Origin of the sequence: Pseudomonas sp. GD04091, from assembly GCF_029836165.1 — a bacterium.
Taxonomy (GTDB): Bacteria; Pseudomonadota; Gammaproteobacteria; order Pseudomonadales; family Pseudomonadaceae; genus Aquipseudomonas.
The window spans coordinates 1-25179 of sequence record NZ_JAOEBG010000011.1; the positions used below are offsets into that span (position 1 = coordinate 1).

Here is a 25179-nt window from a genome sequence, read left to right on the forward strand (position 1 = left end):
TCCGGATCGGAAAAGAGTCGCCCGTGATATGGTTCCCCGGCGGGACCGCCTGTCTTTCAGAGAATACCCAATGGCCAATACCACCTCATTGCATCCAGGTTTCATGATCGTCCAGGGCAACCGCCTGGATGACTTGCGCAATCTGGTGGTGAGTGTGATGCGTCGCTATCCCCTGGCCCCCCTGGAAAACGAGATTGCCCTGGTACAGAGCAACGGCATCGCCCAATGGCTGAAGCTGGCACTGGCCGAGGACCCGCAGGACGATGATCAAGGCGGCTGCGGTATCGCCGCAGCCATCGATGTACAGCTGCCGGGTAGTTTCATGTGGCAGTTGTATCGCCGCGTGTTGGGCCGCGACGAGATCCCCGAGGTCTCGCTGCTCGACAAGGCGCCCCTGACCTGGCGCCTGATGCGCCTGCTCCCGGAGGTGATCGAGCGCCCGCATTTCGAACCCTTGCGCCGCTTCCTCACCGACGACGGCGACCTGCGCAAGCGCTACCAGTTGGCCGAGCGCCTGGCTGATCTGTTCGACCAGTATCAGGTCTATCGCGCCGACTGGCTGAAAGACTGGGCGCAGGGTGCCCATGTCCTCAACACCGCACGTGGCGAGCGCAAGCCCCTGGCCAGCGGCAACCGCTGGCAGGCCGAGCTGTGGAGGATCCTGCTCGAAGATGTGGGCGAAGAGGGCATGGCGCAAAGCCGCGCAGGCGTTCACCAACGCTTCATCGAACGGATCAACGGCCTCGAACAGGCCCCCGCAGGCTTGCCAGCACGTCTGATCGTCTTCGGCATATCGTCGCTGCCAGCCCAGATCCTGGAGGCCTTGGCGGGCCTGGCACGTTTCAGCCAGGTGCTGCTGTGCGTGCACAATCCCTGCCGCCATCACTGGGGCGATATCGTCGCCGACAAGGATCTGCTGCGCCATCAGTACAAGCGCCAGCAACGCAAGCAAGGCATGCCCCTGCAACTGGACGATGAGCTGCTGCACCAGCACGCCCATCCGCTGTTGGCTGCCTGGGGCAAGCAAGGGCGTGACTACATCAACCTGCTCGACAGTTACGACGATCCCGGCAGCTACCAGAATGTCTTCAGCGACGGCCGCATCGACCTGTTCAGCGAAGGTGCACCGCAGACCCTGCTCAACCAGTTGCAAGACGATATTCTCGAGCTTCGCCCCTTGGCTGAGACCCGTGAGCAATGGCCCGTTGTCGATCCGAACAAAGACCGCTCGGTGCGTTTCCATATCGCCCACAGCCCGCAGCGCGAAGTGGAGATCCTGCACGATCAGCTGCTGGCCCGCTTCAGTGCCGATCCCACGCTGCGCCCCCGTGACGTCATCGTCATGCTGCCGGCGATCGACACCTACGCGCCGCATATTCGGGCGGTGTTCGGTCAGCTCGAACGCAGCGACCCGCGCTACATACCCTTCACCCTGACCGACCAGGGCCAGCGGGGGCGCGATCCCCTGCTGATCGCCCTGGAACACCTGCTGAAGTTGCCCGACAGCCGTTTCGCGGTCAGCGAAGTGCTCGACCTGCTGGACGTGCCGGCGCTGCGCGCCCGCTTCGCCATCCAGGAAAGCGATCTGCCAACGCTGCATCGCTGGATCGAAGGCGCCGGCATCCGCTGGGGGCTGAGCGCCGAACAGCGCGCCACCCTCGGGTTGCCCGCAGGCCTGGAGCAGAACAGCTGGCGATTCGGCCTGCGGCGCATGCTGCTGGGTTACGCGGTCGGCGTCGGCGAGGCCTGTGATGGCATCGAACCGTATGACGAGATCGGCGGGCTGGATGCGGCGTTGATCGGTCCACTGGTGGCCTTGCTCGACGCGCTGGATATCGCCTGCCAGACCCTTTCCCTGCCTGCGTCGGCGGCGGAGTGGGGGGCGCGGTTGCATGCCTTGCTGCAGGTGTTCTTCCTGGCCGAAAACGAACACGACGAACTGCTCCTGGTACAGCTTCAGGATCTGCGCGACACCTGGCTGGAGACCTGCGAGGCGGTCGGTCTGCAGGATCTGCTGCCGCTCACCGTGGTGCGCGAGGCCTGGCTGTCGGGGCTGGATCAGGGCAAGTTGTCCCAGCGCTTCCTGGCCGGCTCGGTGAACTTCTGCACGCTGATGCCCATGCGTGCCATCCCGTTCCGGGTGGTCTGCCTGTTGGGCATGAATGACGGCGATTACCCCCGCGCCCAGCCGCCGCTGGATTTCGACCTGATGGCCAACGACTATCGTCCGGGCGACCGTTCCCGTCGGGAAGACGATCGTTACCTGTTGCTCGAGGCCGTGCTGTCGGCGCGTGATCAGCTCTACGTCAGCTGGGTCGGGCGCAGCATCCGCGACAACAGCGAGCGTCCGGCCTCGGTGCTGATCGGGCAATTGCGCGATCACCTGGCCGCCGGCTGGCGGTTGGCGGGCGCCAAAGACGGACAGCGCGAGGACCACGGACAGCAGCTGTTGCATGCTCTGACCCAGGAGCACCCCTTGCAGCCTTTCAGCCAGCGCTACTTCCAGAAAGGCAGCCCGCTGTTCAGCTTCGCCCACGAATGGCTGGCCCTGCACCAGCCCGAAGACGATACCGATGCCGTACAAGCTGCGCTGTCGCCCTTTTGCAGTGACGAGCCGCTGAGCCTGGTGCAGTTGCAGGACTTCCTGCGGCACCCTGTGCGGCACTTCTTCAGTCAGCGCCTGAAGGTGTTCTTCGAGGCGCTGGAGGCACCGACCCCCGACGAAGAGCCATTCGCCCTCGATGCGTTGCAGCGCTATGGCTTGAGCGAGAGCCTGCTCGGTGCCGCGCTGGCGGATCCGGACAACGCCGAGCAAGCGTTGCAGGCCCAGGCCCGGCGCCTCCAGGCCTGCGGGCTGCTGCCCCTGGCCGGATTCGGCGAGGCGCTGCAGGCCGAGCTGATCGAGCCCCTGCCGGACCTGCTGCAGCGCCATAAGCATTTGCTGCAGCGCTGGCCGACGCTGGTCGAGGGCGCTCTGCCGATCCATTTCACGCAGGGGGCGCACCGCCTGGAAGGCTGGCTCGGTCGGGTGTACCAGGCCGAGGACCAGAGCCTGTTGAGCATCGCCACCGTCCCCAATACCTTGAGCGCCGGGCGCAACAGCCTGAAATGGCATCGCCTGGTTCCGGCCTGGGTCATGCACCTGGCCGCCTGCGCCTCGGGATATCCACTGAACAGTGCGTTGGTCGCCAGCGACCTGACCTTGCTGCTGGCCCCGCTACCCCAGGACGAGGCGGCGCAGCGACTGGGCGAGCTGATGCTGGCCCGTCAGGCCGGCATGAATGCCCCGTTGCCCGTGGCGGCCAAGACCGCCTTCGCCTGGTTGGCCCAGGAGGATCCGGACAAGGCCCTCGCCGCTGCCGCTCGCGCCTACGAGGGCGATGGCCAGAACAGTTTCGGTGAGCGCAGCGAAAGCCTGGCCCTGGCTCGGCAGTACCGTGATTTCGCCGCAATGACCGTCGACGAGACCTTCGAGGGTTGGTGCGAGTCCCTGTATCGTCCCTTGTTCGCAGCGCCCTGGCAGACCCTGGGTAACCCGGAGAGCGCCCAATGAACCAAGCCCGCCCCTTGGCGCTGAGTTTTCCCCTGCACGGCAGCCAGCTGATCGAGGCCAGTGCCGGTACCGGCAAGACCTTCACCATCTCGGCCCTATACCTGCGCCTGATCCTCGGCCACGGCGGCGAGCAGGGTTTCGGACGGGAGCTGTTGCCTGCGCAGATCCTCGTGGTGACCTTCACCGACGCGGCCACCAAGGAGCTGCGTGAGCGCATTCGGGCCCGGCTGGCCGAAGCCGCGCGCTTCTTCCGGGGCGAGCTCGAAGACGCCGACCCGCTGCTGCACCTGCTGCGCGACGATTATCCACAGGAGCACTGGCCACGCTGCGCCAGCCGCCTGGAAATCGCCGTGCAGTGGATGGACGAGGCTGCTGTCTCGACCATTCATGGTTGGTGCCAGCGCATGTTGCGCGAGCACGCGTTCGACAGCGGCAGCCTGTTCACCCAGAGCCTGGAAACCGACCATAGCGAGCTCCTGGCCCAAGTCATGCGCGACTACTGGCGGCGCTTCTGCTATGGCATGCGTGGCGAATCGCTGGCCTGGGTGCGCGGTAACTGGGGCAGCCCCGATGCGCTGTTGCCGAGGATCAGGCCGCTGTTCGGCCGCGTCCGTGGCCAGGTGGACGAGCAGAGTCCGCAGGCGCTGATCGAAGCGACACTGCGCCAGCGCACCGAGCAGTTGGCGCGGATCAAGTCGCCCTGGCGTGCCTGGGCCGATGAATTGCAGCAGATCTGCCGCGATGCCGTGGCCGCCAAGCAGGCTGATGGCCGCAAGCTGCAGGCGCGCTACTTCGAGCCCTGGTTCGACAAGCTGCGCGCCTGGGCCGGTGACGAGCAGGCCATGGAACTGGACCTGGGCACCGGCTTCACCCGCCTGACCCCCGCTGGCCTGGCCGAAGCCTGGAAGTCCGGCGCGCCGCCCGAGCACCCAGCGCTGCATGCCATGGAAACCTTGCGTGAGCAGCTGCAGGGCCTGGCGAGCCCGGATGCCCGCCTGCTGGAGCATGCCGCCGCCTGGGTCTCGGCGCGTTTCGAGGCGGAGAAGCGTCGGCGTGCCGAGATGGGATTCGACGACATGCTGCTGCGCCTCGAACACGCACTTGGCAGCGAGGCTGGCGAGCGCCTGGCGGCCCTGATCCGCGAGCAGTTCCCGGTCGCCCTGATCGACGAGTTCCAAGATACCGACCCCGTCCAGTACGGCATCTTCGAGCGCATCTACCGGATCGGCGAGAACAACCCGCAGACCGGCCTGTTCATGATCGGTGACCCCAAGCAGGCGATCTACGCCTTCCGGGGCGCCGACATCTTCACCTACCTGGCCGCGCGCCGTGCCACTGCCGGGCGTCTGCACAGCCTGGACACCAACTACCGTTCCAGCCAGGCCATGGTCGCGGCGGTGAACCGGGTGTTCCTGCAGGCCGAAGAACGCAGCCAGGGCCGCGGCGCCTTTCTGTTCCGTGCCCACGGCGACAACCCGTTGCCTTTCGTCGAAGTGCGCGCCAAGGGCCGGAGCGAACAGTTGCTGATCGATGGGCAATCCAGCGCCGCCTTGCACTGCTGGCAGCTGGAAAGCGACGAGCCGGTCTCCAGCACCTTGTATCGCCAGCAGCTGGCGGCCAGTTGCGCCAGTCACATCGTCGGCCTGCTCGATGGCGGGCAGCGAGGCGTCACGGGGTTCGCCGATGCTGCCGACAAGCTGCGCCCCTGTCTGCCGTCGGATATCGCCATCCTGGTGCGCGACGGTCGCGAAGCGCAGCTGATCCGAGCCGAGCTGGCCGCCCGCGATGTACGCAGCGTGTACCTGTCGGACAAGGACTCGGTGTTCGCGGCCCAGGAAGCCCACGACCTGCTGGCGTGGCTCAAGGCCTGCGCCGAGCCGGATTCCGAGCGCCTGCTCAAGGCCGCGCTGGCCAGCCTGACCCTTGACTTGCCGCTCATCGAACTGGAGCGCCTGAACCAGGACGAGCGGGTCTGGGAGGGATGGGTGATGCGTTTTCGCCGCTATCGCGACACCTGGCAGCGCCAGGGCGTGCTGCCGATGCTGCGGCGCCTGCTGCACGACTTCCACTTGCCGCGCGCCCTGATGGGACGTAGCGATGGCGAGCGCGTGCTGACCAACCTGCTGCACCTGGCCGAGCTGCTGCAGCAGGCGGCGGGCGAGCTGGATGGCGAGCAGGCGCTGATCCGCCACCTTGCCGAGCACCTGGCCAATGCCGGGCAGGCGGGAGAAGAGCAGATCCTGCGCCTGGAAAGCGACGAGCAACTGGTCAAAGTGGTGACCATCCACAAGTCCAAGGGCCTGGAATATCCCCTGGTCTATCTGCCGTTCATCTGCACCAGCAAGCCTGTGGATGGCCAGCGCCTGCCGCTGGGCTGGCACGATGATGACGGTGTTGCGCACCTGACCCTGACCCCGGATGCGGCACAGATCGAGCGCGCCGACGACGAACGCCTGGCCGAGGACCTGCGCCTGCTCTACGTCGCCCTGACCCGCGCCCAGTACGCCTGCTGGCTGGGCGTCGCCGACCTCAAGCGCGGTACCCAGCGCAGCTCGCAGTTGCACCGCTCGGCGTTGGGGTACCTGCTCGGCGGCGGTTTGCCGCTGCCGGCTTCGGGCCAGTTGAGCGAGTGGCTCCAGGCCCTGGTGGCAGGCAACCCGGCGATCACCCGGGGGCCGCTGCCCGAGGTCGGCGCGCAGCGCTACAGCATGCCGGAAAGCCACCGCGAGCTGCTGCCACCGCGCAAGCCGCGCCGCGCCGCCGCGGAACATTGGTGGATCGCCTCCTACAGCGCCTTGCGGGTGGGCGACCAGACCCTCGTCGCCGACAGCTCCCTGGCCCAGCAACTGCTGGACGACGAGGTGCTGGACAGCCAGATGCTGCGCGAGGTGCCTGCCGAGGCGGGCGATATCCACCGCTTCCCGCGAGGGCCGAACCCTGGGACCTTCCTGCACGGCCTGCTCGAATGGGCGGGCCGTGAAGGCTTCGCCGAGGTCTGCGCCCAGCCAGGGGCGATCGAGCGCACCGTGGGCCGGCGCTGCAACCGACGCGACTGGACCGGCTGGATCCCCACGCTGACACAATGGCTGCAGCAGCTGCTGGTTCAGCCCATACCCCTGCAGGGTGCCACCTTGACCCTGGCCGGGCTGGAGCAGTACCAGATCGAAATGGAGTTCTGGTTCGCCAGTCACCAGGTCGACGCCGTGCGTCTCGATCACCTGGTCGCACGCCACACCCATGGCGGCGCCGCGCGCCCGGCCGCGCAGCCGACCCTGCTCAACGGCATGTTCAAAGGCTTCATCGACCTGGCGTTCGAGCTCGACGGGCGCTATTACGTCGCCGACTACAAGTCCAACTGGCTGGGCCCCGATGCCGAGGCTTATGGGGGCCTGGCCATGGAGCAGTCGATCCTCGACCATCGCTACGACCTGCAGTACGTGCTCTACCTGCTGGCCCTGCATCGCCAGTTGCGTGCGCGCCTGCCGGACTACGACTACGACCGGCATGTCGGTGGCGCGCTGTTCATCTTCCTGCGTGGTGTCACCTCGGCCGGCCACGGGCTGTATCATGCGCGGCCACCCCGGGCGCTGATCGAGCAGCTCGACGCGATGTTCCGGGGTGAGCATGAACCCGAACAACAGGACCTGTTTGCCGGAGCCGCCCCATGACCCGCCAACTCGACGATCTGCTGCCCACGCCCCTGCAGGCGGAGCACCTTGGCGCCCTGGCGCCGCTGCAGCACAGCCACGACCTGCTGGCGTTGCTCGATCGCTGGGTGGAGCGTGGCTGGTTGCGCGCCCTGGACCGGGCCTTCGTGAGCTTTCTCGAAGAGCGCGCCCCGGGCAGCGATCCCCTGGTGCTGCTGGCGGCAGCGCTGGCCAGCCATCAACTGGGCCATGGGCATGTCTGCCTCGATCTGCGCCAGACCCTGGCCGAGCCGGACTTCGCCCTGTCACTGCCACCGGAGGGCGATGCGCTGGCCGGGCCGCTGCTGCTGCCCTCGCAACTGTTGGCCGGCCTTGACCTGGATACCTGGCTGCGGCGGATCGCCGAGAGCGCCCTGGTGGCCGACGGCGATGGCGCCGGGCAAGGCGCCCGGCCCCTGGTGTCGAGCGCCGAGCGCTTGTACCTGCGTCGTTACTGGGCTTATGAGCGCCGTATCGACAGTGCCCTGCACGAACGCCTGGCACGCCGCCTGCCGCAGCCGACCGACCTGGAGGCTCGCCTGTCGCAGCTGTTCGCCAATGGCGTGGCGGACGGGGAGGTGGACTGGCAGAAGCTGGCCTGCGCATTGGCGACCCGTGCCGGCTTCAGTGTGATAACCGGCGGCCCGGGGACCGGCAAGACCACCACCGTGGTGCGGCTGCTGGCGTTGTTGCAAGGCCCCGCAGTCGAACAGGGCCGACCCCTGCGTATCCGCCTGGCGGCCCCGACCGGCAAGGCCGCGGCGCGCCTGACCGAGTCCATCGGCCAGCAGGTGGAGCGTTTGCAGGTGGGCAGCGAGGTGCGGGCGCAGATCCCCACCGAGGTCAGCACCGTGCATCGGCTGTTGGGCAGCCGCCCAGGCTCGCGCCACTTCCGCCACCACGCGGGCAATCCGTTGCCGCTGGATGTGCTGGTGGTCGACGAAGCCTCGATGATCGACCTGGAAATGATGGCCAACCTGCTTGACGCCCTGCCGCCCAACGCACGGTTGGTGCTGCTTGGCGACAAGGACCAGCTGGCCTCGGTGGAGGCCGGGGCGGTACTGGGCGATTTGTGCCGCGATGCCGAGGATGGTTGCTATTGGCCGCAGACCCTGGCCTGGCTGGAGCAGGTGGGCGGGCAGTCTCTGGCGAACATCGGCCTGAAGCCGGGTGACGGCCAGCGCAACCCGCTTGCCCAGCAGATCGTGATGCTGCGCCATTCGCGCCGTTTCGGCGAGGGCAGCGGTATCGGCCAGCTGGCGCGTCTGGTCAATCGGCAGCAGGCCCAGGATGCCCGCGCGTTGCTGGCGAGCCAGCCGGCGGATGTCTTCTGCCTGACGCTTGGCGGCGAACACGACAAGCGCTTCGATCGCCTGTTGCTCGACGGCCTTGGCCAGGGCCCCGATGGGCCGCAAGGCTATCGTGGCTACCTGCGCAGCATCGGGCGCCTGCGCCCGCCGCCGGGCACGACCGCCGACGATCCGCGCTGGGAGCAGTGGGCGGCAGAGGTGCTGCGCAGCTTCGAGGCGTTCCAGTTGCTGTGCACGGTGCGCAAAGGGGCCTGGGGCGTCGAGGGCCTGAACGAGCGGGTGGCGCGGGTGCTGCACAACGCCGGGTTGATCGACAGCCAGCAGCCCTGGTACGAGGGGCGCCCGGTGCTGGTGACCCGCAACGACTATGGCCTCGGCCTGATGAACGGCGATATCGGTATTGCCCTGCGCCTGCCGGACGAGCACGGCGAGGCGCTGCTGCGCGTGGCGTTTCCGCGCAACGACGGCAGCGGCGGGGTGCGTTTCGTCCTGCCCAGTCGCCTCGGTGAAGTGGAGACCGTGTTCGCGATGACCGTGCACAAGTCCCAGGGGTCCGAGTTCAGCCATACCGCGCTGGTGCTGCCCGATGCGCTGAACCCGGTGTTGACCAAGGAGCTGGTGTACACCGGCATCACCCGGGCCAAGCATTGCTTCAGCCTGATCGAGCCGCGCGCCGGGGTCTTCGAGGAGGCGGTAGGGCGCAAGGTGCGGCGGGTTTCAGGGTTGATGCTGGAACAAGTCTGACTCTGGAGTTTGCCGCCGATATGCTATCGTTGCGGCAATATCCGGAAACTTTTTGTGAGATTTCCCTTCATGACAGTGGCTGTCTCGGCCCTGGGACGAGTGACAGGTTGTGCGCTCGCGCTGCTGATGGCCACGCCGTTGTTGATCGGTACTCCCGCCTGGGCGGCTGGCGCCGTGCCGGATGCCCTGGCGCAACAGCGGGCCCGGGCCGTTACCCAGGTGGTGCTGGGGATCCTCAGCTACGCGCGTTGGCCCGCCGAACCCAATCCGTTGCGCCTGTGCCTGGTCGGCCCCACCGAATACGCCGACGACTTGATCAAAGGCAACACGCAGCACTCCGGGCATCCTCTGCAGGTGCGCCGTTTGCTGGCCAACGACCCGAGCGTGGCCAATGCCTGCGATGCGGTGTACATCGGCAAGCTCGACAAGGCCCAGCGTGAGCGGCTGTTCCAGACGGTCAGTGGCCACCCGGTGCTGAGCATCAGCGAGGCCGATGATCCCTGCACGGTGGGCAGCCTGTTCTGCCTGCGGATCAGAGACGGTCAGGTGGCCTTCGATGTCAACCTCGACTCCGTGGCGCGCAGCGGCGTGCGCATCCACCCCAGCGTGCTGCAATTGTCGCGACGGCGGGCCGCCCAGCCATGAAACGCGCAGCCAGGTACTTCAGTCGTCCCACCTTGCGTGCCGTGCTCGGGCGTGGACACCTGAGCGCTGCCTTGCTCGCCGCCGGGCTTGCCGGAGTTCTGGTGACGCTGCTTGGGGTGCTGGCGTTGCGCGTCTATGCCAACCACAACCTGCACCTGATCGCCCGCTCCATCACCTACACCGTCGAGGCCGCCGTGGTGTTCGACGACAGTGCCGCGGCTAACGAAGCGCTGGCGCTGATCGCCACCACCGAGGAGGTGGCCGATGCCAAGGTGTACGACAACGATGGCGACCTGCTCGCCCATTGGCAGCGCGAAGACCAGGGGCTGATCGCCCAGTTGCAGACGCAGGTGGCCCGCAGTCTGCTGGAAGAGCCGATCAGCATGCCGGTGCTGCACATGAGCCAGAAGGTCGGGCATATCGAGTTGACGGGGCAGGGCGGCAGCCTGGTGCGATTCCTGCTCAGCGGGCTGGTAGGCATCCTGATCTGCACTTTGCTCAGCGCCGGGCTGGCCTTGTACCTGTCACGTCGATTGTTCGGCGATATCATCCGGCCGCTGCGCAACCTGGCCAGCGTCGCCCACGCCGCGCGACGCGAGCGCAGCTTCGACCGGCGGGTGCCCGAGACGCAGATCGCCGAGCTCAACGAGCTGGGCAACGACTTCAACGCGTTGCTCGATGAACTGGAGGCCTGGCACAGTCATTTGCAGAGCGAGAACGAAAGCCTCGCCCACCAGGCCAGCCACGACAGCCTCACCGGCCTGCCCAACCGCGCCTTCTTCGAGGGCCGGTTGAACCGTAGCCTGCGCAATGCCGCGCGCAATGACGATCATCTGGCGCTGTTGTTCCTCGACAGCGACCACTTCAAACAGATCAACGACAGCCTTGGTCACGCGGTGGGTGACCAGGTGCTGGTGAGCGTTGCCAGCCGGGTGCGTGCGCAGCTGCGCGAGCATGACCTGGTGGCGCGGCTGGGCGGTGACGAATTCGCCGTGCTGCTGACCCCGTTGCATTCACGCGAGGATGCCCAGCGCATTGCCGAGAAGATCGTCGCCAGCATGAAGCTGCCGGTGCAGCTGGAGGATGGCACCAGCATCACCACCTCGCTGAGTGTCGGTATCGCCTATTACCCGGACGATGGCCACGACCCGGCCAGTCTGCTCAATGCCGCCGATGCGGCGATGTACCAGGCCAAGCGCAATCGCCGTGGCCATTGGCAAGTGGCGCAGCCGGAACGCTGTGCCACGGATGTGAAGAACAGGAGCTGAACCGTGATCGACCGTTTGCTGCGTTTCCCGTTGCTTGCCCTGCTACTGACACTGCTGGCGCTGGCTGGTTGCCAGAGCGTGCCGCCCAAGGGCTTGACGCCCGAGCAGGTCGCCGTGCTCGAGCGTGAAGGTTTCTCGCCGACGGACGAGGGGTGGGCGTTCGATCTGTCCGGCAAAGTGCTGTTCGGCAGCGACCTGGATAGCCTCAACCGCCAGAGCGAGGACATTGTCGAACGCATCGGCAAGGCGTTGCTGTCGGTGGATATCCAGCGGGTGCGTATCGACGGCCATGCCGATGCCTCGGGCAAGGCCGCCTACAACCAGCAACTGTCCGAGCGTCGTGCCCAGAGCGTGGCCCGCGCGCTGATCGGGATCGGCATGCAGCCGCAGAACATCCAGACCCGCGGCATGGGCAGCAGCCAGCCGGTGGCCGACAACCGCACCAGCGCCGGACGTATGGAGAACCGACGGGTGTCGATCGTGGTGGCGTCGGATTGATGCACGTATCGCGGGGCAGAGCGGGCTTGCCCCGCGATGATACGCACGCTCAACCCTGAGCGAACTTCATCTCTCGGGTCTCGCCCATCAACAACGGCGCGTTGGCCTCGGTCACCTCGCGGATGTAATCCCACAGCAGGGTGATCCGCTTGAGCTTGCGCAGATCCTCCCGGCAGTACATCCAGAACTGCCGCGTCACCTCGATCTCCTCCGGCAGCACCGTCACCAGCCGAGGATCCTGCGCCGCGAGGAAGCACGGTAGGATCGCCAGCCCGCGCCCTTGCAGCGCCGCCGTGTACTGGGCGATCACGCTGGTGCTGCGCAGGTGGGCGTTGGCATTGGGGATCAGGTTGGCCAGGTACAGCAGCTCCGAGCTGAACGCCAGGTCATCGACGTAGCTGATGAATGGATGGCGCGCCAGGTCGGCGACCTCGCGGATCGGCGCGTGGCTGTCCAGGTAATCCTGGGTGGCGTACAGGCGCAGGCGGTAGTCGCACAGCTTGCAGCACACGTAAGGCCCATGCTCGGGCCGCTCCAGGGCGATGACGATATCGGCCTCGCGCTTGGACAGGCTGATGAAGTGCGGCAACGGCAGGATGTCCACCGAGATCGCCGGCCAGGCGTCGACGAAATGGCTGAGTTGCGGGGTCACGAAGAAGCTGCCGAATCCCTCGGTACAACCCATGCGCACATGCCCCGACAACGCCACGCCCGAGCCGGACACCTGTTCGCAGGCCATGTGCAGCGTGCTTTCGATCGACTCGGCGTAGCTCAGCAGGCGCAGGCCTTCGGCGGTGAGCACGAAGCCGTTGGTCCGCGACTTCTCGAACAGCAAAGTGCCCAGCGCCCCTTCCAGTGAGGCGATGCGCCGCGAGACCGTGGTGTAGTCCACGCCCAGGCGCTTGGCCGCACTGCTGGCCTTGCGGGTGCGCGCCACCTCAAGAAAGAACTTGAGGTCGTCCCAGTTCAGCGCGCTCAGGGAGGTGAGGTCTTTTTGCATGATGATCCGGATTTTTTGTGCATTCTTGTTGGATGTTTGCACATCTATACTCGATCTCAGCCCCTACACGCCACCCCGTGTCCATTCCGGGCGCAGGCGTCTTCGTTCCGACAATAATTCCAAGGAGAGCGCAGATGAACGCACCGCACACCCCCGACCAGACCAAGGTCGAGCAGGTCAAGCTGCTGATCGACGGCCAGTGGGTCGAGTCGAAGACCACCGAATGGCGCGATATCGTCAACCCGGCGACCCAGCAAGTGCTGGCGCGGGTGCCGTTCGCCACCGTCGAGGAAGTGAACGCCGCCGTGGCCGCCGCCGAGCGCGCCTTCAAGACCTGGCGCGACACGCCGATCGGCGCGCGCATGCGCATCATGCTCAAGCTGCAGGCATTGATCCGCGAACACAGCAAGCGCATTGCCGTGACCCTCAGCGCCGAGCAGGGCAAGACCATCGCCGACGCTGAGGGCGATATCTTCCGTGGCCTGGAAGTGGTCGAGCACGCCGCCTCCATCGGCACCCTGCAGATGGGCGAGTTCGCCGAGAACGTCGCCGGCGGTGTCGACACCTACACTTTGCGTCAGCCGATCGGCGTCTGCGCCGGCATCACCCCGTTCAACTTCCCGGCGATGATCCCGCTGTGGATGTTCCCGATGGCCATCGTCTGCGGCAACACCTTCGTGCTCAAGCCATCCGAGCAGGACCCGCTGTCGACCATGATGCTGGTCGAGCTGGCGCTGGAGGCCGGTATCCCGGCCGGCGTGCTCAACGTGGTGCACGGCGGCAAGCAGGTGGTCGACGCGATCTGCACCCACAAGGACATCAAGGCGATCTCGTTCGTCGGCTCGACCGAGGTCGGCACCCATGTCTACAACCTGGGCAGCCAGCACGGCAAGCGCGTGCAGTCGATGATGGGCGCCAAGAACCACGCCGTGGTGCTGCCCGACGCCAACCGCACCCAGACCATCAACGCCCTGGTCGGCGCCGCGTTCGGCGCGGCCGGCCAGCGTTGCATGGCCACTTCGGTGGCGGTGCTGGTGGGCAAGGCTCGCGAATGGCTGCCGGATATCAAGGACGCGGCGAGCAAGCTCAAGGTCAACGCCGGCAATGAGCCGGGCACCGATGTCGGCCCGGTGGTCTCCAAGCGCGCCAAGGAGCGGGTGTTGGGCCTGATCGAGAGCGGCATCAAGGAAGGCGCCAGGCTCGAACTGGACGGTCGCGACGTGAAGGTGCCGGGCTACGAGCAGGGCAACTTCGTCGGCCCGACCCTGTTCTCCGGCGTGCGCACCGACATGCAGGTGTACACCCAGGAAATCTTCGGCCCGGTGCTGGTCACCCTCGAGGTCGACACCCTCGATGAGGCCATCGCCCTGGTCAACGCCAACCCGTTCGGCAACGGCACCGGCTTGTTCACCCAGAGCGGCGCGGCGGCGCGCAAGTTCCAGAGCGAGATCGACATCGGCCAGGTCGGCATCAATATCCCGATCCCGGTGCCGGTGCCATTCTTCAGCTTCACCGGTTCGCGCGGCTCGAAGCTCGGCGACCTCGGCCCCTACGGCAAGCAAGTGGTGCAGTTCTACACTCAGACCAAGACCGTCACCGCCCGCTGGTTCGATGACGACAGCGTCAATGACGGTGTGAACACCACCATCAGCCTGCGCTAAGGAGTTCGTCATGCGTATCGCATTCATCGGCCTGGGCAACATGGGCGCGCCCATGGCCCGCAACCTGATCAAGGCCGGGCATCAACTGAACCTGTTCGACCTGAACAAGACCGTGCTGGCAGAGCTCGCCGAGCTGGGCGGCCAGGTCAGCACTTCGCCGAAAGACGCCGCCGCCAACAGCGAGCTGGTGATCACCATGCTGCCGGCCGCCGCCCATGTGCGCGGCGTGTACCTGGATGAAGAAACCGGCGTGCTGGCCGGCATCCGCCCCGGCACCCCGACCGTGGACTGCAGCACCATCGACCCGCAAACCGCCCGTGACGTTTCCAAGGCCGCGCAGGCCAAGGGCATCGACATGGGCGATGCGCCGGTTTCCGGCGGTACCGGCGGCGCGGCGGCCGGGACCCTGACCTTCATGGTCGGTGCCAGCGCCGAGCTGTTCGCCACCCTCAAGCCGGTGCTGGAGCAGATGGGGCGCAATATCGTGCACTGTGGCGAGGTCGGCACCGGCCAGATCGCCAAGATCTGCAACAACCTGCTGCTGGGCATCTCGATGATCGGCGTGTCCGAGGCCATGGCCCTGGGTAATGCGCTGGGCATCGACACCCAGGTGCTGGCCAGGATCATCAACAGCTCGACCGGGCGTTGCTGGAGTTCGGATACCTACAACCCCTGGCCGGGCATCATCGAGACCGCTCCGGCGTCGCGTGGCTATACCGGCGGCTTCGGCGCCGAGCTGATGCTCAAGGACCTGGGGCTGGCCACCGAGGCGGCGCGTCAGGCGCACCAGCCGGTGATTCTCGGCGCCGTGGCCCAGCAGCTGTACCAGGCGATGAGCCTGCGCGGCGAGGGTGGCAAGGATTTCTCGGCGATCGTCGAGGGGTATCGCAAGAAGGATTGACGAGCGAGTGGGATTGATCGCGGGCCGGGTGGCCTTCCCTCTGTAACTGCGCACCAGAGGGAAGGGCGCTTGCCCCGCGATTTTTTTTGCCCGCTCGATTCATCAGGCACCGCCTGAACCTGTGCGAGCGGGTCAAATCCTGATCAGGCGAAGACGAAGTACTTGCGCACCGTCTCGACCACTTCCCAGGTGCCTTTCATTCCCGGTTCGATCACGAACACGTCGCCCGCTTTCAGGTGTTTCGGCTCCTCGCCGTGCGGGGTGACGATGCAGTAACCATCGAGGAAGTGGCAATACTCCCACTTCTCGTAGTTGACCTCGAACTTGCCCGGTGTGCAGATCCAGGTGCCCATGATCTTGCTGCCGTCGGCGGACAGATAGGCATTGAGGTTGACGGTGTGTGGGTCGCCGCCGATGCGCTTCCACTTGGTCGCGTCGACCACCGGGGTCGGGCAGGTTTCGCGCAGGACGGTGATGAAATCGGACATGGCGTGGCTCCAGGTGAGGTGACGCATCACCATAGGGCCATCGCCCGGCAGGCAGTTGCCTGGGTTCGACACCCAGCTGTCTGCGCGCGCTATGCCGGCATGTGCGTCTTGCAGTAGTGGATGAAGTCGGCGACCTGCCCAGGCCACTCTCCCAGGCGTTCGGCAGCCTTGCCCAGGTAGGCGTCGCGGGCGTTCGCGAGCACCGGGCGATGGATTTCCGGCAGGCGCTGAAGCAACCATTCGGCGGCGATGCTCTTGGCCGCGATCTCGCCGGTCGCCAGGCTGTACCAGATGCGCGCCAGGGCAAGGACCACGGTGCGCTCGTCGCCGGTCCAGTCCTCGGGGCCATTCCATTGCGCGAGGGTGTCGTGGAACGCCTGTGCAAGGTCGGCGCGTGGTATCGGCTCGAAGCACTCTGCGGCGGCGGGGCCGAGCAGGCTGATGCTGTGCTGGCGCGCCTTGGTCAGCAGAATGGCCAGGTCGGGGTCGAGCAGGGGAGCCTCGAAATCGCCGGCCAGCAAGGGTTCGCGCAACCATTCGCCAAATTGCAGCTCACGACGGGCCGGATAGCGCCATGGATGAATGTCGGCGTGCACCAGCACGGTCACTTCGAGCGCTCGCCGGTCGGGGCGGGTGCCAGGAGGTGCCGAGATGGCGAGCAGGTCGAGCATCAGCGTCCGACGCGTTGCCCCATCCAACGGTTGCGCCACGGTCACCAGCAGGTCGAGGTCGCTCTCGGGCTTCAGGCCACCGGCTACTGCCGAGCCATAGAGATGGATCGCCTGCAGCTGGTCACCCAGGAGACGGGCGAGCAGTTGCTGGGCGGCGCGCAGTTGCGGGTCGATCGATGGCATGTCGAATTCCCTGTCTTGCCGAGGCATGGGGCGATTGTGGGGACGCAGGGCTGGCTGCGGCAAGGGCCACTTTCCTGCGTGTGAACCCGCGACATCTTGCGACATGCGGAAAAAATGCCGCTTGTCGGCGTGGGTGTGCATCGTGTGTATTTGGCATGGTTTTCACTCATTTTGATGTGTACGCTACACACCACCTGCCAAAGGAATGATGAATGCGCAGCAGGGACGTTATCCAGCTCATCGAGGCGGATGGGTGGTACGAAGTGGACGTGAAAGGAAGCCACCATCAGTTCAGGCACCCATTCAAGCGAGGTCGGGTGACGGTGCCTCACCCGAAAAGCGATCTGCCCCGGGGCACGGTGCACAGCCTATTGAAACAGGCAGGCCTGAAATGAGGCCGGTAGCGTTGGCCGGGTGGTCCTGGCGACTCGAACTCCCATGGAGACAAGCGATGAAATTCCCAGTTGTGCTGCACAAGGACGAAGGTTCGGACTACGGCGTGAGCGTGCCTGACGTGCCCGGCTGCTTCTCGGCCGGCGCCAGCGTCTCCCAGGCGCTGGAGAATGTTCAGGAAGCCCTGGCGCTGCATTTCGAAGGGCTGGTGGCCGATGGCGAGCCGCTGCCACAGGCGCAGGAAGTGGATGTGCATCTGGAGAATCCCGACTACTCGGGCGGGATCTGGGCGGTGGTGGATTTCGACGTGACCCCGTACCTGGGCAAGGCGGTACGCTTCAATGCCACGCTGCCGGAGAACCTGCTGCAGCGCATCGACGAGAAGGTGAAGCGCGATCACCGCTATGCCTCGCGCTCCGGCTTCCTGGCCTCGGCGGCGCTGCGCGAACTGGCCGTGGGTCACTGAGCCCCGCAGCCCTGTCCTGTTTCAGGCGGGGCTGCTCAACCGATCGACCAGCAGCGCGGCGTAACCTGGCAAGGCCGCGAAATCCCGGGCGCACAGCAGCAAACGCCGATTCGCCCAGCCTTCCTGCAAGGCGAACCTGCGCAGCGGCAGCAGGCCCTCCCAGCGTCGCGCCGCTGCCAGTGGCACCACGCCAACCCCGGCCCCCCCGGCAACCATCCTGATCACCCCATCGAAGCCTTCGGCGCGAACGCGCACCTGCATGCGGCGCCCAAGGTGCAAGGCCTGTTCCTCCAGATGCAACGCCAGGGCGCTGTCGGCGCCCAGGCCCACATGGCCGTAAGCCAGGCTGGCGCTGAAGTCCGGGGTGCCGATGTCGCCCAGCGGATGCCCATCCGGCATCACCAGCACCAGTGGGTCATCGCGAAACGGTCGGGTCTGCAGGTGCTCGATGGGGGCGGCGCTCGAGACGACGCCAAGGTCCGCCATACCCTCGGTGATCGCCTGGACGATGCGCAGGCTCGGCAGTTCCTGGACGTCGATGCTGACGGCGGGATGTTCGGCCAGGTAGCCGGCCAGCAGTTCCGGCAGGTATTCGGTCAGCGCCGCCGTGTTGCACAACAGGCGTACCTGGCCTTGCTGGCCCTGGGCGTACTGCCCCAGGTCGTATTGCAGGCGATCGACCTGCTGGGTGATCAGCCGGGCATGTTGCAACAGTGCCTGGCCGGCGGGGGTTGGTTGCACGCCCCGGCGGTTGCGTTCGAGCAGGGGGATGCCCAGGGACGCTTCCATGGCGCGTATGCGGGCACTGGCCGCCGGCAGCGACAGATGGCTGCGCCGGGCGCCCGCGGTGATGTTCCCGCACTCGAGGGTGTGCCGGAAGAGCTTGAGGTCGGTCAGGTCGAAGTGCATCTGCCTCTGTCCATGCAAGAGCCTGGCTGAGTATATGGCAGATTTTCAGCCGGTCGGCAGCGCGTCAGGATGGGCCCATGAATACCTTGCTCGCGTTTTACCAGAACATCGGCCCGATGCTGTCATTGCTGGTGATCACAACCTTCTTCGTGGCCGGAGCGGTCAAGGGCGTGATTGGCCTCGGGCTGCCGACCATCGCCATGGGGCTGCTGGGGCTGGCTATGCCCCCGGCGCAGGCTGCGGCGTTGCTGATCGTGCCATCGATGCTGACCAACCTTTGGCAGTTGATGAGCGGGGGGCATCTGCTGGCGCTGGTGCGACGTCTCGGCGCGATGTTGCTGATGATCTTTGTCGGAACCTTGCTCGGCCGTCTCTGGCTGGGAATCGACAGTGGCCCGTGGGCGCCCCATGCACTGGGTGGGGCGTTGTTGGTGTATGCGTTCTACGGCCTGGCGGGACCGGGTTTGCGGGTGGCTCGCCCGTGGGAGAAGTGGCTGGGACCGTTGTGCGGGCTGGTGACCGGCGTGGTGACGGCGGCCGCTGGGGTGTTCGTCATGCCGGCGGTGCCGTATCTGCAGAGCCTGGGCCTGTCCCGCGACGAGATGGTCCAGGCGCTGGGCCTGTCGTTCAGCGTGTCTACCCTGGCGCTGGCCGTCGGCCTGGCCGGGCAGGATGTGCTGGATGGCCAGGCGTTGGGTGCTTCGTTGCTGGTGCTGGCCCCGGCGCTGCTCGGCATGTTCGCCGGCCAGTGGTTGCGGGGCCGGATCAGTGCGGTGATGTTCAAGCGCTGCTTTTTCATCGGCCTGGCACTACTGGGCGTGCACCTGTTGATCAACGGCTAGCGGACGAGGCGCTGAGCATGTCGATCCTCTGGATCTCGAAGTCGCGCTCCAGGTAATCCATGCGCCTTTCGAAGAACGCGGCCATGTGCGGCAAGGCCGAGTGCACGTCCAGCGCGGCCTTGTCCGCCCAGACTTCGTAGAACACGAACAGGCTCGGGTCTTCCTTGTCGCGCAGCATGTGGTATTCGATGCAGCCAGGCTCACGCCGGCTGGGCTCGACATAGGGTCGGAACAACGCCTCGAAAGCCTCGGACTGCTCCGGGCGGGTCTTGGCCTTGAGGATGAAGGCGTACTGCTCGTTCATGGGAAAGGTCCCTGTGAGTGATGGGGTAGGCAGAGTTTAAATCAACAATGTGTTTACCATTCGTGACTTGCGGGCAAATGTATTTTGCCCGGCGGCGGCTGTTTTCCATGCCCGTGAATGCCTAACCTGTCGGCAACTTCACTTCAGGGCTGACCCTTCCATGAAAAAGATCCTCCTGCTCAACGGCGGTAAACGCTTCGCCCATTCCGATGGCCGCCTCAACCAGACCCTGCACGATGCCGCGCTGGCGCATCTGGACCGTGCCGGCTTCGACGTACAGGAAACCTTCATCGACGGCGGTTACGACATCCAGGCCGAGGTGGAGAAATTCCTCTGGGCGGATGTGGTGATCTATCAGATGCCGGGGTGGTGGATGGGCGCGCCGTGGACCGTGAAGAAGTACCTCGATGAGGTATTCACCGCGGGTCACGGCAGCCTCTACGCCAACGATGGCCGTAGCCGCTCGGACGCTTCGCAGAAATACGGCAGTGGTGGCCTGGTCCAGGGCAAGCAGTACATGTTGTCGCTGACCTGGAACGCGCCGCAGCAGGCGTTCGACGACCCGACCGACTTCTTCGAGGGCAAGGGCGTGGATGCGGTGTACTTCCCGTTCCACAAGGCCAACCAGTTCCTCGGCATGAGCGGCCTGCCGACCTTCCTGGCCGTCGATGTGATGAAGCGCCCGGATGTGCCGGCGGTGCTGGCGGCGTACGAGCAGCACCTGGACCGGGTGTTCGGCAAGGCACGATGATGGGCCACACACGGCCTGTGGGAGCCGGCTTGCCGGCGAAAGGGGCGCATGGCGCCCCCTTGCAGGGTTGACGCTCAACCGCTATGAATCACGGCATCCATCTGCCAAGGCCCCCCACGTGAAAACCCGATCCGAAGAACTCCAGGTGTTCGTCGCCGTCATCGATTGCGGCTCGATTTCCGCCGCCGCCGAGCAGATCGGCCAGACGCCGTCTGCTGTCAGCCGGACCTTGTCGCGCTTGGAAGGCAAGCTCGGCACAACCCTGGTCAACCGCACCACCCGACGCATGGACCTGACCGAGGAGGGGCGTTTCTTCCTTGAGCGCGCGCGGGTCATCCTGGAACAGATGGACGACATGGAGGAGCGCCTGTCGATGAACCGCCAGACGCCGTCCGGGCGCCTGCGCATCAACGCCGCCGCACCGTTCATGCTGCACGCGATCCTGCCGTGGATCGGTGAGTTCCGCCAGCAGTACCCCGGCATCGAGCTGGAGCTGAACACCGACGACCTGATCATCGACCTGCTGGAGCAGAGCACCGACGTGGCCATTCGCATCGGCGAACTGTCCGACTCCAGCCTGCACGCCCGCTCGTTGGGCTGCAGCCCGGTGCAGATCCTCGCCAGCCCTGATTACCTGGCGCGGCACGGCACGCCGAAAAAGGTCGAAGATCTGAATGACCACTGCCTGCTCGGTTTCAGTACCCCCGAATCGCTCAACCTATGGCCATTGCGTCATGCCCAGGGCGACCGCTGGGCGATTCGTCCACAGCTGATCGCCTCCAGCGGAGAAACCTTGCGCTATTTGGCGATGGCCGGCGAGGGCATTGTCAGCCTGTCGCACTTCATGACCCACGAAGACATTCGCAGCGGTCGCCTGCAGGTGCTGCTCGCGGAGCACAACAATGGCTACCGCCAACCGATTCACGCGGTCTACTACCGCAACACCCAACTGGCCCTGCGCATCCAGTGCTTTCTCGATTTCATCCAGAAGAAGCTGGCGGCCTACGCCAGTTGAGTTGCCTGATCGCGACAGCGTCTGCCCGTTGACGGCGGAAATTTCCTACGGTGTTTGCTTAGTCGAAACGCTTCGGCCTTAATGACTGATCAACAAAAACAACACCAAGGAAGTGCGCATGCGTATTGTCATGTTCCAGCCCCTGGCCCTCGGGGTCGCGATCCTGAGCTGTTCCTCCGCCTTTGCCGTGACCCTCGAAGGCGGCGCGGTGGCCGCGCCTGATCAATATGGCGCACAGGTGGCCGCCGATATTCTCAGGAAGGGCGGCAACGCGGTGGACGCCGCCGTGGCCACCGCCTTCACCCTCGCCGTGACCTACCCCGAAGCCGGCAACATCGGTGGCGGTGGCTTCATGACCCTGTTCGTCGACGGCAAGCCCTATTTCCTCGACTACCGCGAAGTGGCGCCCAAGGCCGCCACCAAGACCATGTACCTGGACGACAAGGGTGAGGTGATCGAGAACCTCAGCCTGGTCGGCGCCCGCGCCGCCGGCGTGCCGGGCACGGTGATGGGCCTGTGGGAAGCGCACCAGAAGTTCGGCAAGCTGCCGTGGAGCGAGCTGCTGACCCCGGCCGTCGGCTATGCGAAGAATGGCTTCAAGGTCGCCCAGAAGCAGTACCAGTACCGCGACGACGCCCAGGGCATGTTCAAGACCGCGACCAACTTCAACGACTATTTCGCCAGCATGAAGGTCGGCGAGCTGTTCAAGCAGCCGGAGCTGGCGCAGACCCTGGAGCGCATCGCTGACAAGGGCGTGAGCGAGTTCTACCAGGGCAAGACCGCCGATTTGCTGGTGGCGCAGATGCAGGCCGACAAGGGCCTGATCACCAAGGAAGACCTCAAGGACTACAAGGCCCTGTGGCGCAACCCGATGGCCATCGACTGGCGCGGCAACGTGGTCTACACCGCGCCACCGCCCAGCTCCGGCGGCGTCGCCCTGGCCCAGCTGCTGGGCATCAAGGAAGACCGCGCGGCGGACTTCAAGGGAGTCGGGCACAACTCGGCCCAGTACATCCACCTGCTGGCCGAGATCGAGAAGCGTGTGTTCGCCGACCGCGCCGACTATCTCGGTGACCCGGCCTTCACCAAGGTCCCGGTCGACCAGCTGATCGCCAAGGACTACCTGGCCAAGCGCGCCGCCCAGGTCAATCCAAAGGCCATCTCCGAGACCGACAAGGTCAAGCCAGGGCTGGAGCCGCACCAGACCACGCACTTCTCCATCGTCGACAAGCAGGGCAACGCGGTGAGCAACACCTACACCCTCAACCTCGACTACGGCAGTGGCGTGGTGGTCAAGGGCGCAGGCTTCCTGCTCAACGACGAGATGGACGATTTCAGTGCCAAGCCGGGCGCAGCCAATGCCTTCGGCGTGGTCGGCGGTGACGCCAACGCCATCGCGCCGGGCAAGCGCATGCTGTCGTCGATGAGCCCGAGCCTGGTGACCCGTGATGGCAAGGTGGTGCTGGTGTTGGGCACGCCTGGGGGCTCGCGGATCTTCACCTCGATCTTCCAGGTGATGAACAACCTCTACGATTACGACATGCCGCTGGTGAAGGCGGTGGCGGCGCAGCGTGTGCATCATCAGTTGCTGCCCAAGGACACCATCTACTACGACAGCTACGCGCCGCTGACCGGACCGGTGGCCGATGAATTGAAGAAGATGGGCTACGTGCTGGAAGACCAGGGCTGGGAGATGGGCGACATCCAGGCGATCCGGGTGACCGGGGAGAAGCTGGAGACCGCGTCGGACCCGCGTGGGCGTGGGGTGGGGATGATCGTCAAGTAGGGCCGGGGTGAAATGATCGCGGGGCAAGCCCGCTCCCACGCCGGTCAATGCGTGGGAGCGGGCTTGCCCCGCGATGCTTCGAGGGTCAGACGCGGAACTGGCTGACCAGCGTCTGCAGGTGACCACCCAGGCGCGCCAGCTCGACGCTGGACGCCGCGGTCTCGTCGCTGGCGGCGGCGGTCTGTTCCGACACATCGCGCACATTGAGGATGCTGCGGCTGATTTCCTCGGCCACGGCGCTCTGCTGCTCGGCGGCGGCGGCGATCTGCTGGTTCATCGACTGGATGTTCGACACCGTGCGGGTGATGTTCTCCAGCGAATCGCCGGCCTTGCGGGCCAACTCGACGCTGCTGTCGGTCAGGCTGCGGCTGCCGTTCATCACTTCGGCGACCTGCTGGGTGCCGTGCTGCAGGCTGGCGATCAGGCCTTCGATCTCTTCGGTGGACTGCTGGGTGCGCTGGGCCAGGCCCCGGACCTCGTCGGCCACCACGGCGAAGCCGCGACCGGCCTCACCGGCGCGGGCCGCTTCGATGGCGGCGTTGAGCGCCAGCAGGTTGGTCTGCTCGGCCACCGACTTGATCACGTCCATGACGCTGCCGATCTTCTGGCTTTCCTGCTGCAGCAGGGTCATCGCCTCGGTGGAGCGGTGGACTTCGTTGGCCAGGCGTTCGATCTGGCTGATCGCCTCGCCGACCACCTTGTCGCCGGTACGGGCTTCGTCGTCGGCGTTGGTCGCGGCATGGGAGGCCTGCTCGGCGTTGCGCGCGACTTCCTGGACGGTGGCCGCCATCTCGTGCATGGCGGTGGCCACCTGGTCGGTCTCTACCTTCTGGCTGTTGGCGCCGGCGCTGGTCTGTTCGGTCACCGCCGACAGTTCCTCGGCGGCGCTGGCGATCTGGGTGACACCGTCGCGGATGCCGGTGATCAGATCGCGCAGGGTGGTGCCCATGCGCGCGATGCCCTGCTGCAGCGCACCCAGTTCGTCGCGGCGGGTGACGCGCAGGTTCTGGGTGAGGTCGCCGTCGGCGATCTTGTTGACCACCTCCATGGTTTCGCGCAGTGGGCGGGTGATCTGGCGGGTGATGATGAACGCGGCCAGCACGCCGACCAGCAGGGCCAGCAGGGTCGCGGCGGTCTGCAGGCTGCGGGCCTGGACGCTTTCATCGTCGCGGCGCTCGATCTGGATCTTGTACAGCTCGTCACTGCGCTTGACGATATCGGCGCCTTGCACGGTCATTTCGGCACGGGCCACGCCGATGGCGGCGGTGGCGTCGCGGAACTGGCGTACGGCGTCGCGATAGGCGACCACGGCGCTTTCGAACTGCTGGATGCGCGAAGCCTCGGTTGGCAGCTGGCGCTTGAGGCTGTCGATCTCGCCCATGGCGTTCTCCAGCTGGCGCACGGCGGCTTGCTCGGCTTCCGAGGTCAGGTCGGCGATGTAGCTGCGCACGTCCAGGCGCACCTGCACCAGTTGCTGCTTGGCCTTGCTGATGAGCAGGTACTGGGCCAGGCGGTTGGCATCGCTCTCGGGGGCGGACAGCACGGCGCTGCTGATCGCCTCGATGGCGTCATTGGCGCGGGCGGCGGCCTGGTTCATCGAATCGCGGGCGGCGAGGGTGGTCTTGTAGCCCTGGCGCATCTTTTCCAGCGAGACCCGGTACTCGCTGATGCTCTGGCCCTGTTCGCGCAGCAGCTTGAGGTTTTCCGGGCTCTTGAAGGTGTTGAGCAGGTGCTGCTGCTGGTTGCCGAAGGTGTCGAGCTTGGCCAGGACGTTGGCTGCCGAGGCGTCGTCGCCGTTGGTCAGCATCCACTGCAGGCGGGCGACGCGCAGGTTGGTCAGGTCGCTGTTGAGCTGGGTGATGTCGCTCATCCAGTTGCTGCGGTTGATCAGGCTGCCCAGGCTGGTCCAGCCGGTCAGGGCCAGAAGCCCGGTCAGTACCAGCACCAGGCCGAAGCCCAGGCCGAGTTTGAGGTTGACGCTGATATTGGCGAACCAGCTGTTCATGCACGCTCTCCCAGAAAATGATTTCGCTCACTTGATCTCAATCGCTGGGCGTTGTTGTTGTCAGAGGGCCCGCAGATTTGTGTAGGACTTATCGGCAAGG

Annotated in this window: 20 protein-coding genes; 14 read left to right on the forward strand and 6 right to left on the reverse strand. The window is 65.8% G+C overall.

Going from position 1 to position 25179, the window contains the following annotated elements; all coding sequences use genetic code 11:
* Positions 1–70 precede the first annotated feature (70 nt).
* From recC to N7422_RS14915, 6 genes are all read left to right on the forward strand, one after another.
* Positions 71–3553, forward strand: coding sequence for an exodeoxyribonuclease V subunit gamma (gene recC, locus N7422_RS14890; RefSeq protein ID WP_279807245.1), 3483 nt, complete (start codon positions 71–73; stop codon positions 3551–3553).
* On the forward strand, positions 3550–7221 hold the full coding sequence (gene recB, locus N7422_RS14895) for an exodeoxyribonuclease V subunit beta (protein ID WP_279807246.1): 3672 nt from the start codon (positions 3550–3552) through the stop codon (positions 7219–7221). The genes recC and recB overlap by 4 nt, the downstream gene beginning before the upstream one ends.
* A complete protein-coding gene (gene recD, locus N7422_RS14900) occupies positions 7218–9293 on the forward strand; it encodes an exodeoxyribonuclease V subunit alpha (RefSeq protein ID WP_279807247.1) in 2076 nt (691 codons plus the stop codon). Before recB ends, recD begins: the two co-directional genes overlap by 4 nt.
* A gap of 69 nt (positions 9294–9362) precedes the next feature.
* The gene (locus tag N7422_RS14905) at positions 9363–9938 is read left to right on the forward strand and encodes a YfiR family protein (RefSeq protein WP_279807248.1); all 576 of its coding nucleotides are present in this window, start codon (positions 9363–9365) and stop codon (positions 9936–9938) included.
* Positions 9935–11206, forward strand: coding sequence for a diguanylate cyclase (locus N7422_RS14910; protein WP_279807249.1), 1272 nt, complete (start codon positions 9935–9937; stop codon positions 11204–11206). Before N7422_RS14905 ends, N7422_RS14910 begins: the two co-directional genes overlap by 4 nt.
* 6 nt (positions 11207–11212) lie before the next feature.
* Positions 11213–11704, forward strand: a complete 492-nt coding sequence (locus N7422_RS14915; RefSeq protein ID WP_279807361.1) for an OmpA family protein — start codon at positions 11213–11215, stop codon at positions 11702–11704.
* Positions 11705–11753: 49 nt separating this feature from the next.
* Here the strand turns inward: N7422_RS14915 and N7422_RS14920 are convergent, their stop codons facing one another.
* Entirely contained in the window at positions 11754–12704 is a 951-nt protein-coding gene (locus tag N7422_RS14920; RefSeq protein ID WP_279807250.1) for a LysR family transcriptional regulator, read from the reverse strand.
* A 134-nt stretch (positions 12705–12838) separates the two neighbouring features.
* Between N7422_RS14920 and N7422_RS14925 the strand changes: the two genes are divergently transcribed.
* Together N7422_RS14925 and mmsB are read left to right on the forward strand one after the other, a co-directional pair.
* The gene (locus N7422_RS14925) at positions 12839–14365 is read left to right on the forward strand and encodes a CoA-acylating methylmalonate-semialdehyde dehydrogenase (protein ID WP_279807251.1); all 1527 of its coding nucleotides are present in this window, start codon (positions 12839–12841) and stop codon (positions 14363–14365) included.
* Between the two features lie 10 nt (positions 14366–14375).
* Entirely contained in the window at positions 14376–15266 is an 891-nt protein-coding gene (gene mmsB, locus N7422_RS14930) for a 3-hydroxyisobutyrate dehydrogenase (protein ID WP_279807252.1), read from the forward strand.
* A gap of 143 nt (positions 15267–15409) precedes the next feature.
* Here mmsB and N7422_RS14935 read toward each other — a convergent pair whose 3' ends face one another.
* Positions 15410–15754: a cupin domain-containing protein gene (locus N7422_RS14935; RefSeq protein ID WP_279807254.1), complete on the reverse strand. Its 345-nt coding sequence runs from the start codon at positions 15752–15754 to the stop codon at positions 15410–15412.
* A gap of 89 nt (positions 15755–15843) precedes the next feature.
* On the reverse strand, positions 15844–16608 hold the full coding sequence (locus tag N7422_RS14940) for an aminoglycoside adenylyltransferase family protein (protein WP_279807255.1): 765 nt from the start codon (positions 16606–16608) through the stop codon (positions 15844–15846).
* Positions 16609–16820: 212 nt separating this feature from the next.
* Between N7422_RS14940 and N7422_RS14945 the strand changes: the two genes are divergently transcribed.
* Both N7422_RS14945 and N7422_RS14950 read left to right on the forward strand, forming a co-directional pair.
* Positions 16821–17003: a type II toxin-antitoxin system HicA family toxin gene (locus N7422_RS14945; protein ID WP_279807256.1), complete on the forward strand. Its 183-nt coding sequence runs from the start codon at positions 16821–16823 to the stop codon at positions 17001–17003.
* A gap of 56 nt (positions 17004–17059) precedes the next feature.
* Positions 17060–17467 carry a type II toxin-antitoxin system HicB family antitoxin gene (locus N7422_RS14950; protein WP_279807257.1) on the forward strand — a complete coding sequence of 136 codons (408 nt, stop codon included), beginning with the start codon at positions 17060–17062 and terminating at the stop codon, positions 17465–17467.
* 21 nt (positions 17468–17488) lie between these two features.
* On the opposite strand, the gene N7422_RS14955 is transcribed toward N7422_RS14950, so the two are convergent.
* Positions 17489–18376 carry a LysR family transcriptional regulator gene (locus tag N7422_RS14955; protein ID WP_279807258.1) on the reverse strand — a complete coding sequence of 296 codons (888 nt, stop codon included), beginning with the start codon at positions 18374–18376 and terminating at the stop codon, positions 17489–17491.
* A gap of 77 nt (positions 18377–18453) precedes the next feature.
* Between N7422_RS14955 and N7422_RS14960 the strand changes: the two genes are divergently transcribed.
* On the forward strand, positions 18454–19218 hold the full coding sequence (locus tag N7422_RS14960; protein ID WP_279807259.1) for a sulfite exporter TauE/SafE family protein: 765 nt from the start codon (positions 18454–18456) through the stop codon (positions 19216–19218).
* On the opposite strand, the gene N7422_RS14965 is transcribed toward N7422_RS14960, so the two are convergent.
* On the reverse strand, positions 19208–19522 hold the full coding sequence (locus N7422_RS14965) for a putative quinol monooxygenase (RefSeq protein ID WP_279807260.1): 315 nt from the start codon (positions 19520–19522) through the stop codon (positions 19208–19210). The two genes, N7422_RS14960 and N7422_RS14965, sit on opposite strands and share 11 nt — an antisense overlap.
* A gap of 160 nt (positions 19523–19682) precedes the next feature.
* Between N7422_RS14965 and N7422_RS14970 the strand changes: the two genes are divergently transcribed.
* From N7422_RS14970 to ggt, 3 genes are all read left to right on the forward strand, one after another.
* The gene (locus N7422_RS14970) at positions 19683–20273 is read left to right on the forward strand and encodes an NAD(P)H-dependent oxidoreductase (RefSeq protein ID WP_279807261.1); all 591 of its coding nucleotides are present in this window, start codon (positions 19683–19685) and stop codon (positions 20271–20273) included.
* A gap of 118 nt (positions 20274–20391) precedes the next feature.
* A complete protein-coding gene (locus N7422_RS14975; protein ID WP_279807262.1) occupies positions 20392–21288 on the forward strand; it encodes a LysR family transcriptional regulator in 897 nt (298 codons plus the stop codon).
* A gap of 118 nt (positions 21289–21406) precedes the next feature.
* On the forward strand, positions 21407–23074 hold the full coding sequence (gene ggt / locus N7422_RS14980) for a gamma-glutamyltransferase (RefSeq protein WP_279807263.1): 1668 nt from the start codon (positions 21407–21409) through the stop codon (positions 23072–23074).
* 85 nt (positions 23075–23159) lie between these two features.
* Here ggt and N7422_RS14985 read toward each other — a convergent pair whose 3' ends face one another.
* On the reverse strand, positions 23160–25079 hold the full coding sequence (locus N7422_RS14985; RefSeq protein ID WP_279807264.1) for a methyl-accepting chemotaxis protein: 1920 nt from the start codon (positions 25077–25079) through the stop codon (positions 23160–23162).
* Between the last annotated feature and the right edge of the window lie 100 nt (positions 25080–25179).

Coding starts and splice junctions, on each gene's coding strand:
- recC (WP_279807245.1), top strand. CDS start 71: ATGGCCAATACCACCTCATTGCATCCAGGTTTCATGATCGTCCAGGGC.
- recB (WP_279807246.1), top strand. CDS start 3,550: ATGAACCAAGCCCGCCCCTTGGCGCTGAGTTTTCCCCTGCACGGCAGC.
- recD (WP_279807247.1), top strand. CDS start 7,218: ATGACCCGCCAACTCGACGATCTGCTGCCCACGCCCCTGCAGGCGGAG.
- N7422_RS14905 (WP_279807248.1), top strand. CDS start 9,363: ATGACAGTGGCTGTCTCGGCCCTGGGACGAGTGACAGGTTGTGCGCTC.
- N7422_RS14910 (WP_279807249.1), top strand. CDS start 9,935: ATGAAACGCGCAGCCAGGTACTTCAGTCGTCCCACCTTGCGTGCCGTG.
- N7422_RS14920 (WP_279807250.1), bottom strand. CDS start 12,704: ATGCAAAAAGACCTCACCTCCCTGAGCGCGCTGAACTGGGACGACCTC.
- N7422_RS14925 (WP_279807251.1), top strand. CDS start 12,839: ATGAACGCACCGCACACCCCCGACCAGACCAAGGTCGAGCAGGTCAAG.
- mmsB (WP_279807252.1), top strand. CDS start 14,376: ATGCGTATCGCATTCATCGGCCTGGGCAACATGGGCGCGCCCATGGCC.
- N7422_RS14935 (WP_279807254.1), bottom strand. CDS start 15,754: ATGTCCGATTTCATCACCGTCCTGCGCGAAACCTGCCCGACCCCGGTG.
- N7422_RS14940 (WP_279807255.1), bottom strand. CDS start 16,608: ATGCCATCGATCGACCCGCAACTGCGCGCCGCCCAGCAACTGCTCGCC.
- N7422_RS14945 (WP_279807256.1), top strand. CDS start 16,821: ATGCGCAGCAGGGACGTTATCCAGCTCATCGAGGCGGATGGGTGGTAC.
- N7422_RS14950 (WP_279807257.1), top strand. CDS start 17,060: ATGAAATTCCCAGTTGTGCTGCACAAGGACGAAGGTTCGGACTACGGC.
- N7422_RS14955 (WP_279807258.1), bottom strand. CDS start 18,376: ATGCACTTCGACCTGACCGACCTCAAGCTCTTCCGGCACACCCTCGAG.
- N7422_RS14960 (WP_279807259.1), top strand. CDS start 18,454: ATGAATACCTTGCTCGCGTTTTACCAGAACATCGGCCCGATGCTGTCA.
- N7422_RS14965 (WP_279807260.1), bottom strand. CDS start 19,522: ATGAACGAGCAGTACGCCTTCATCCTCAAGGCCAAGACCCGCCCGGAG.
- N7422_RS14970 (WP_279807261.1), top strand. CDS start 19,683: ATGAAAAAGATCCTCCTGCTCAACGGCGGTAAACGCTTCGCCCATTCC.
- ggt (WP_279807263.1), top strand. CDS start 21,407: ATGCGTATTGTCATGTTCCAGCCCCTGGCCCTCGGGGTCGCGATCCTG.
- N7422_RS14985 (WP_279807264.1), bottom strand. CDS start 25,079: ATGAACAGCTGGTTCGCCAATATCAGCGTCAACCTCAAACTCGGCCTG.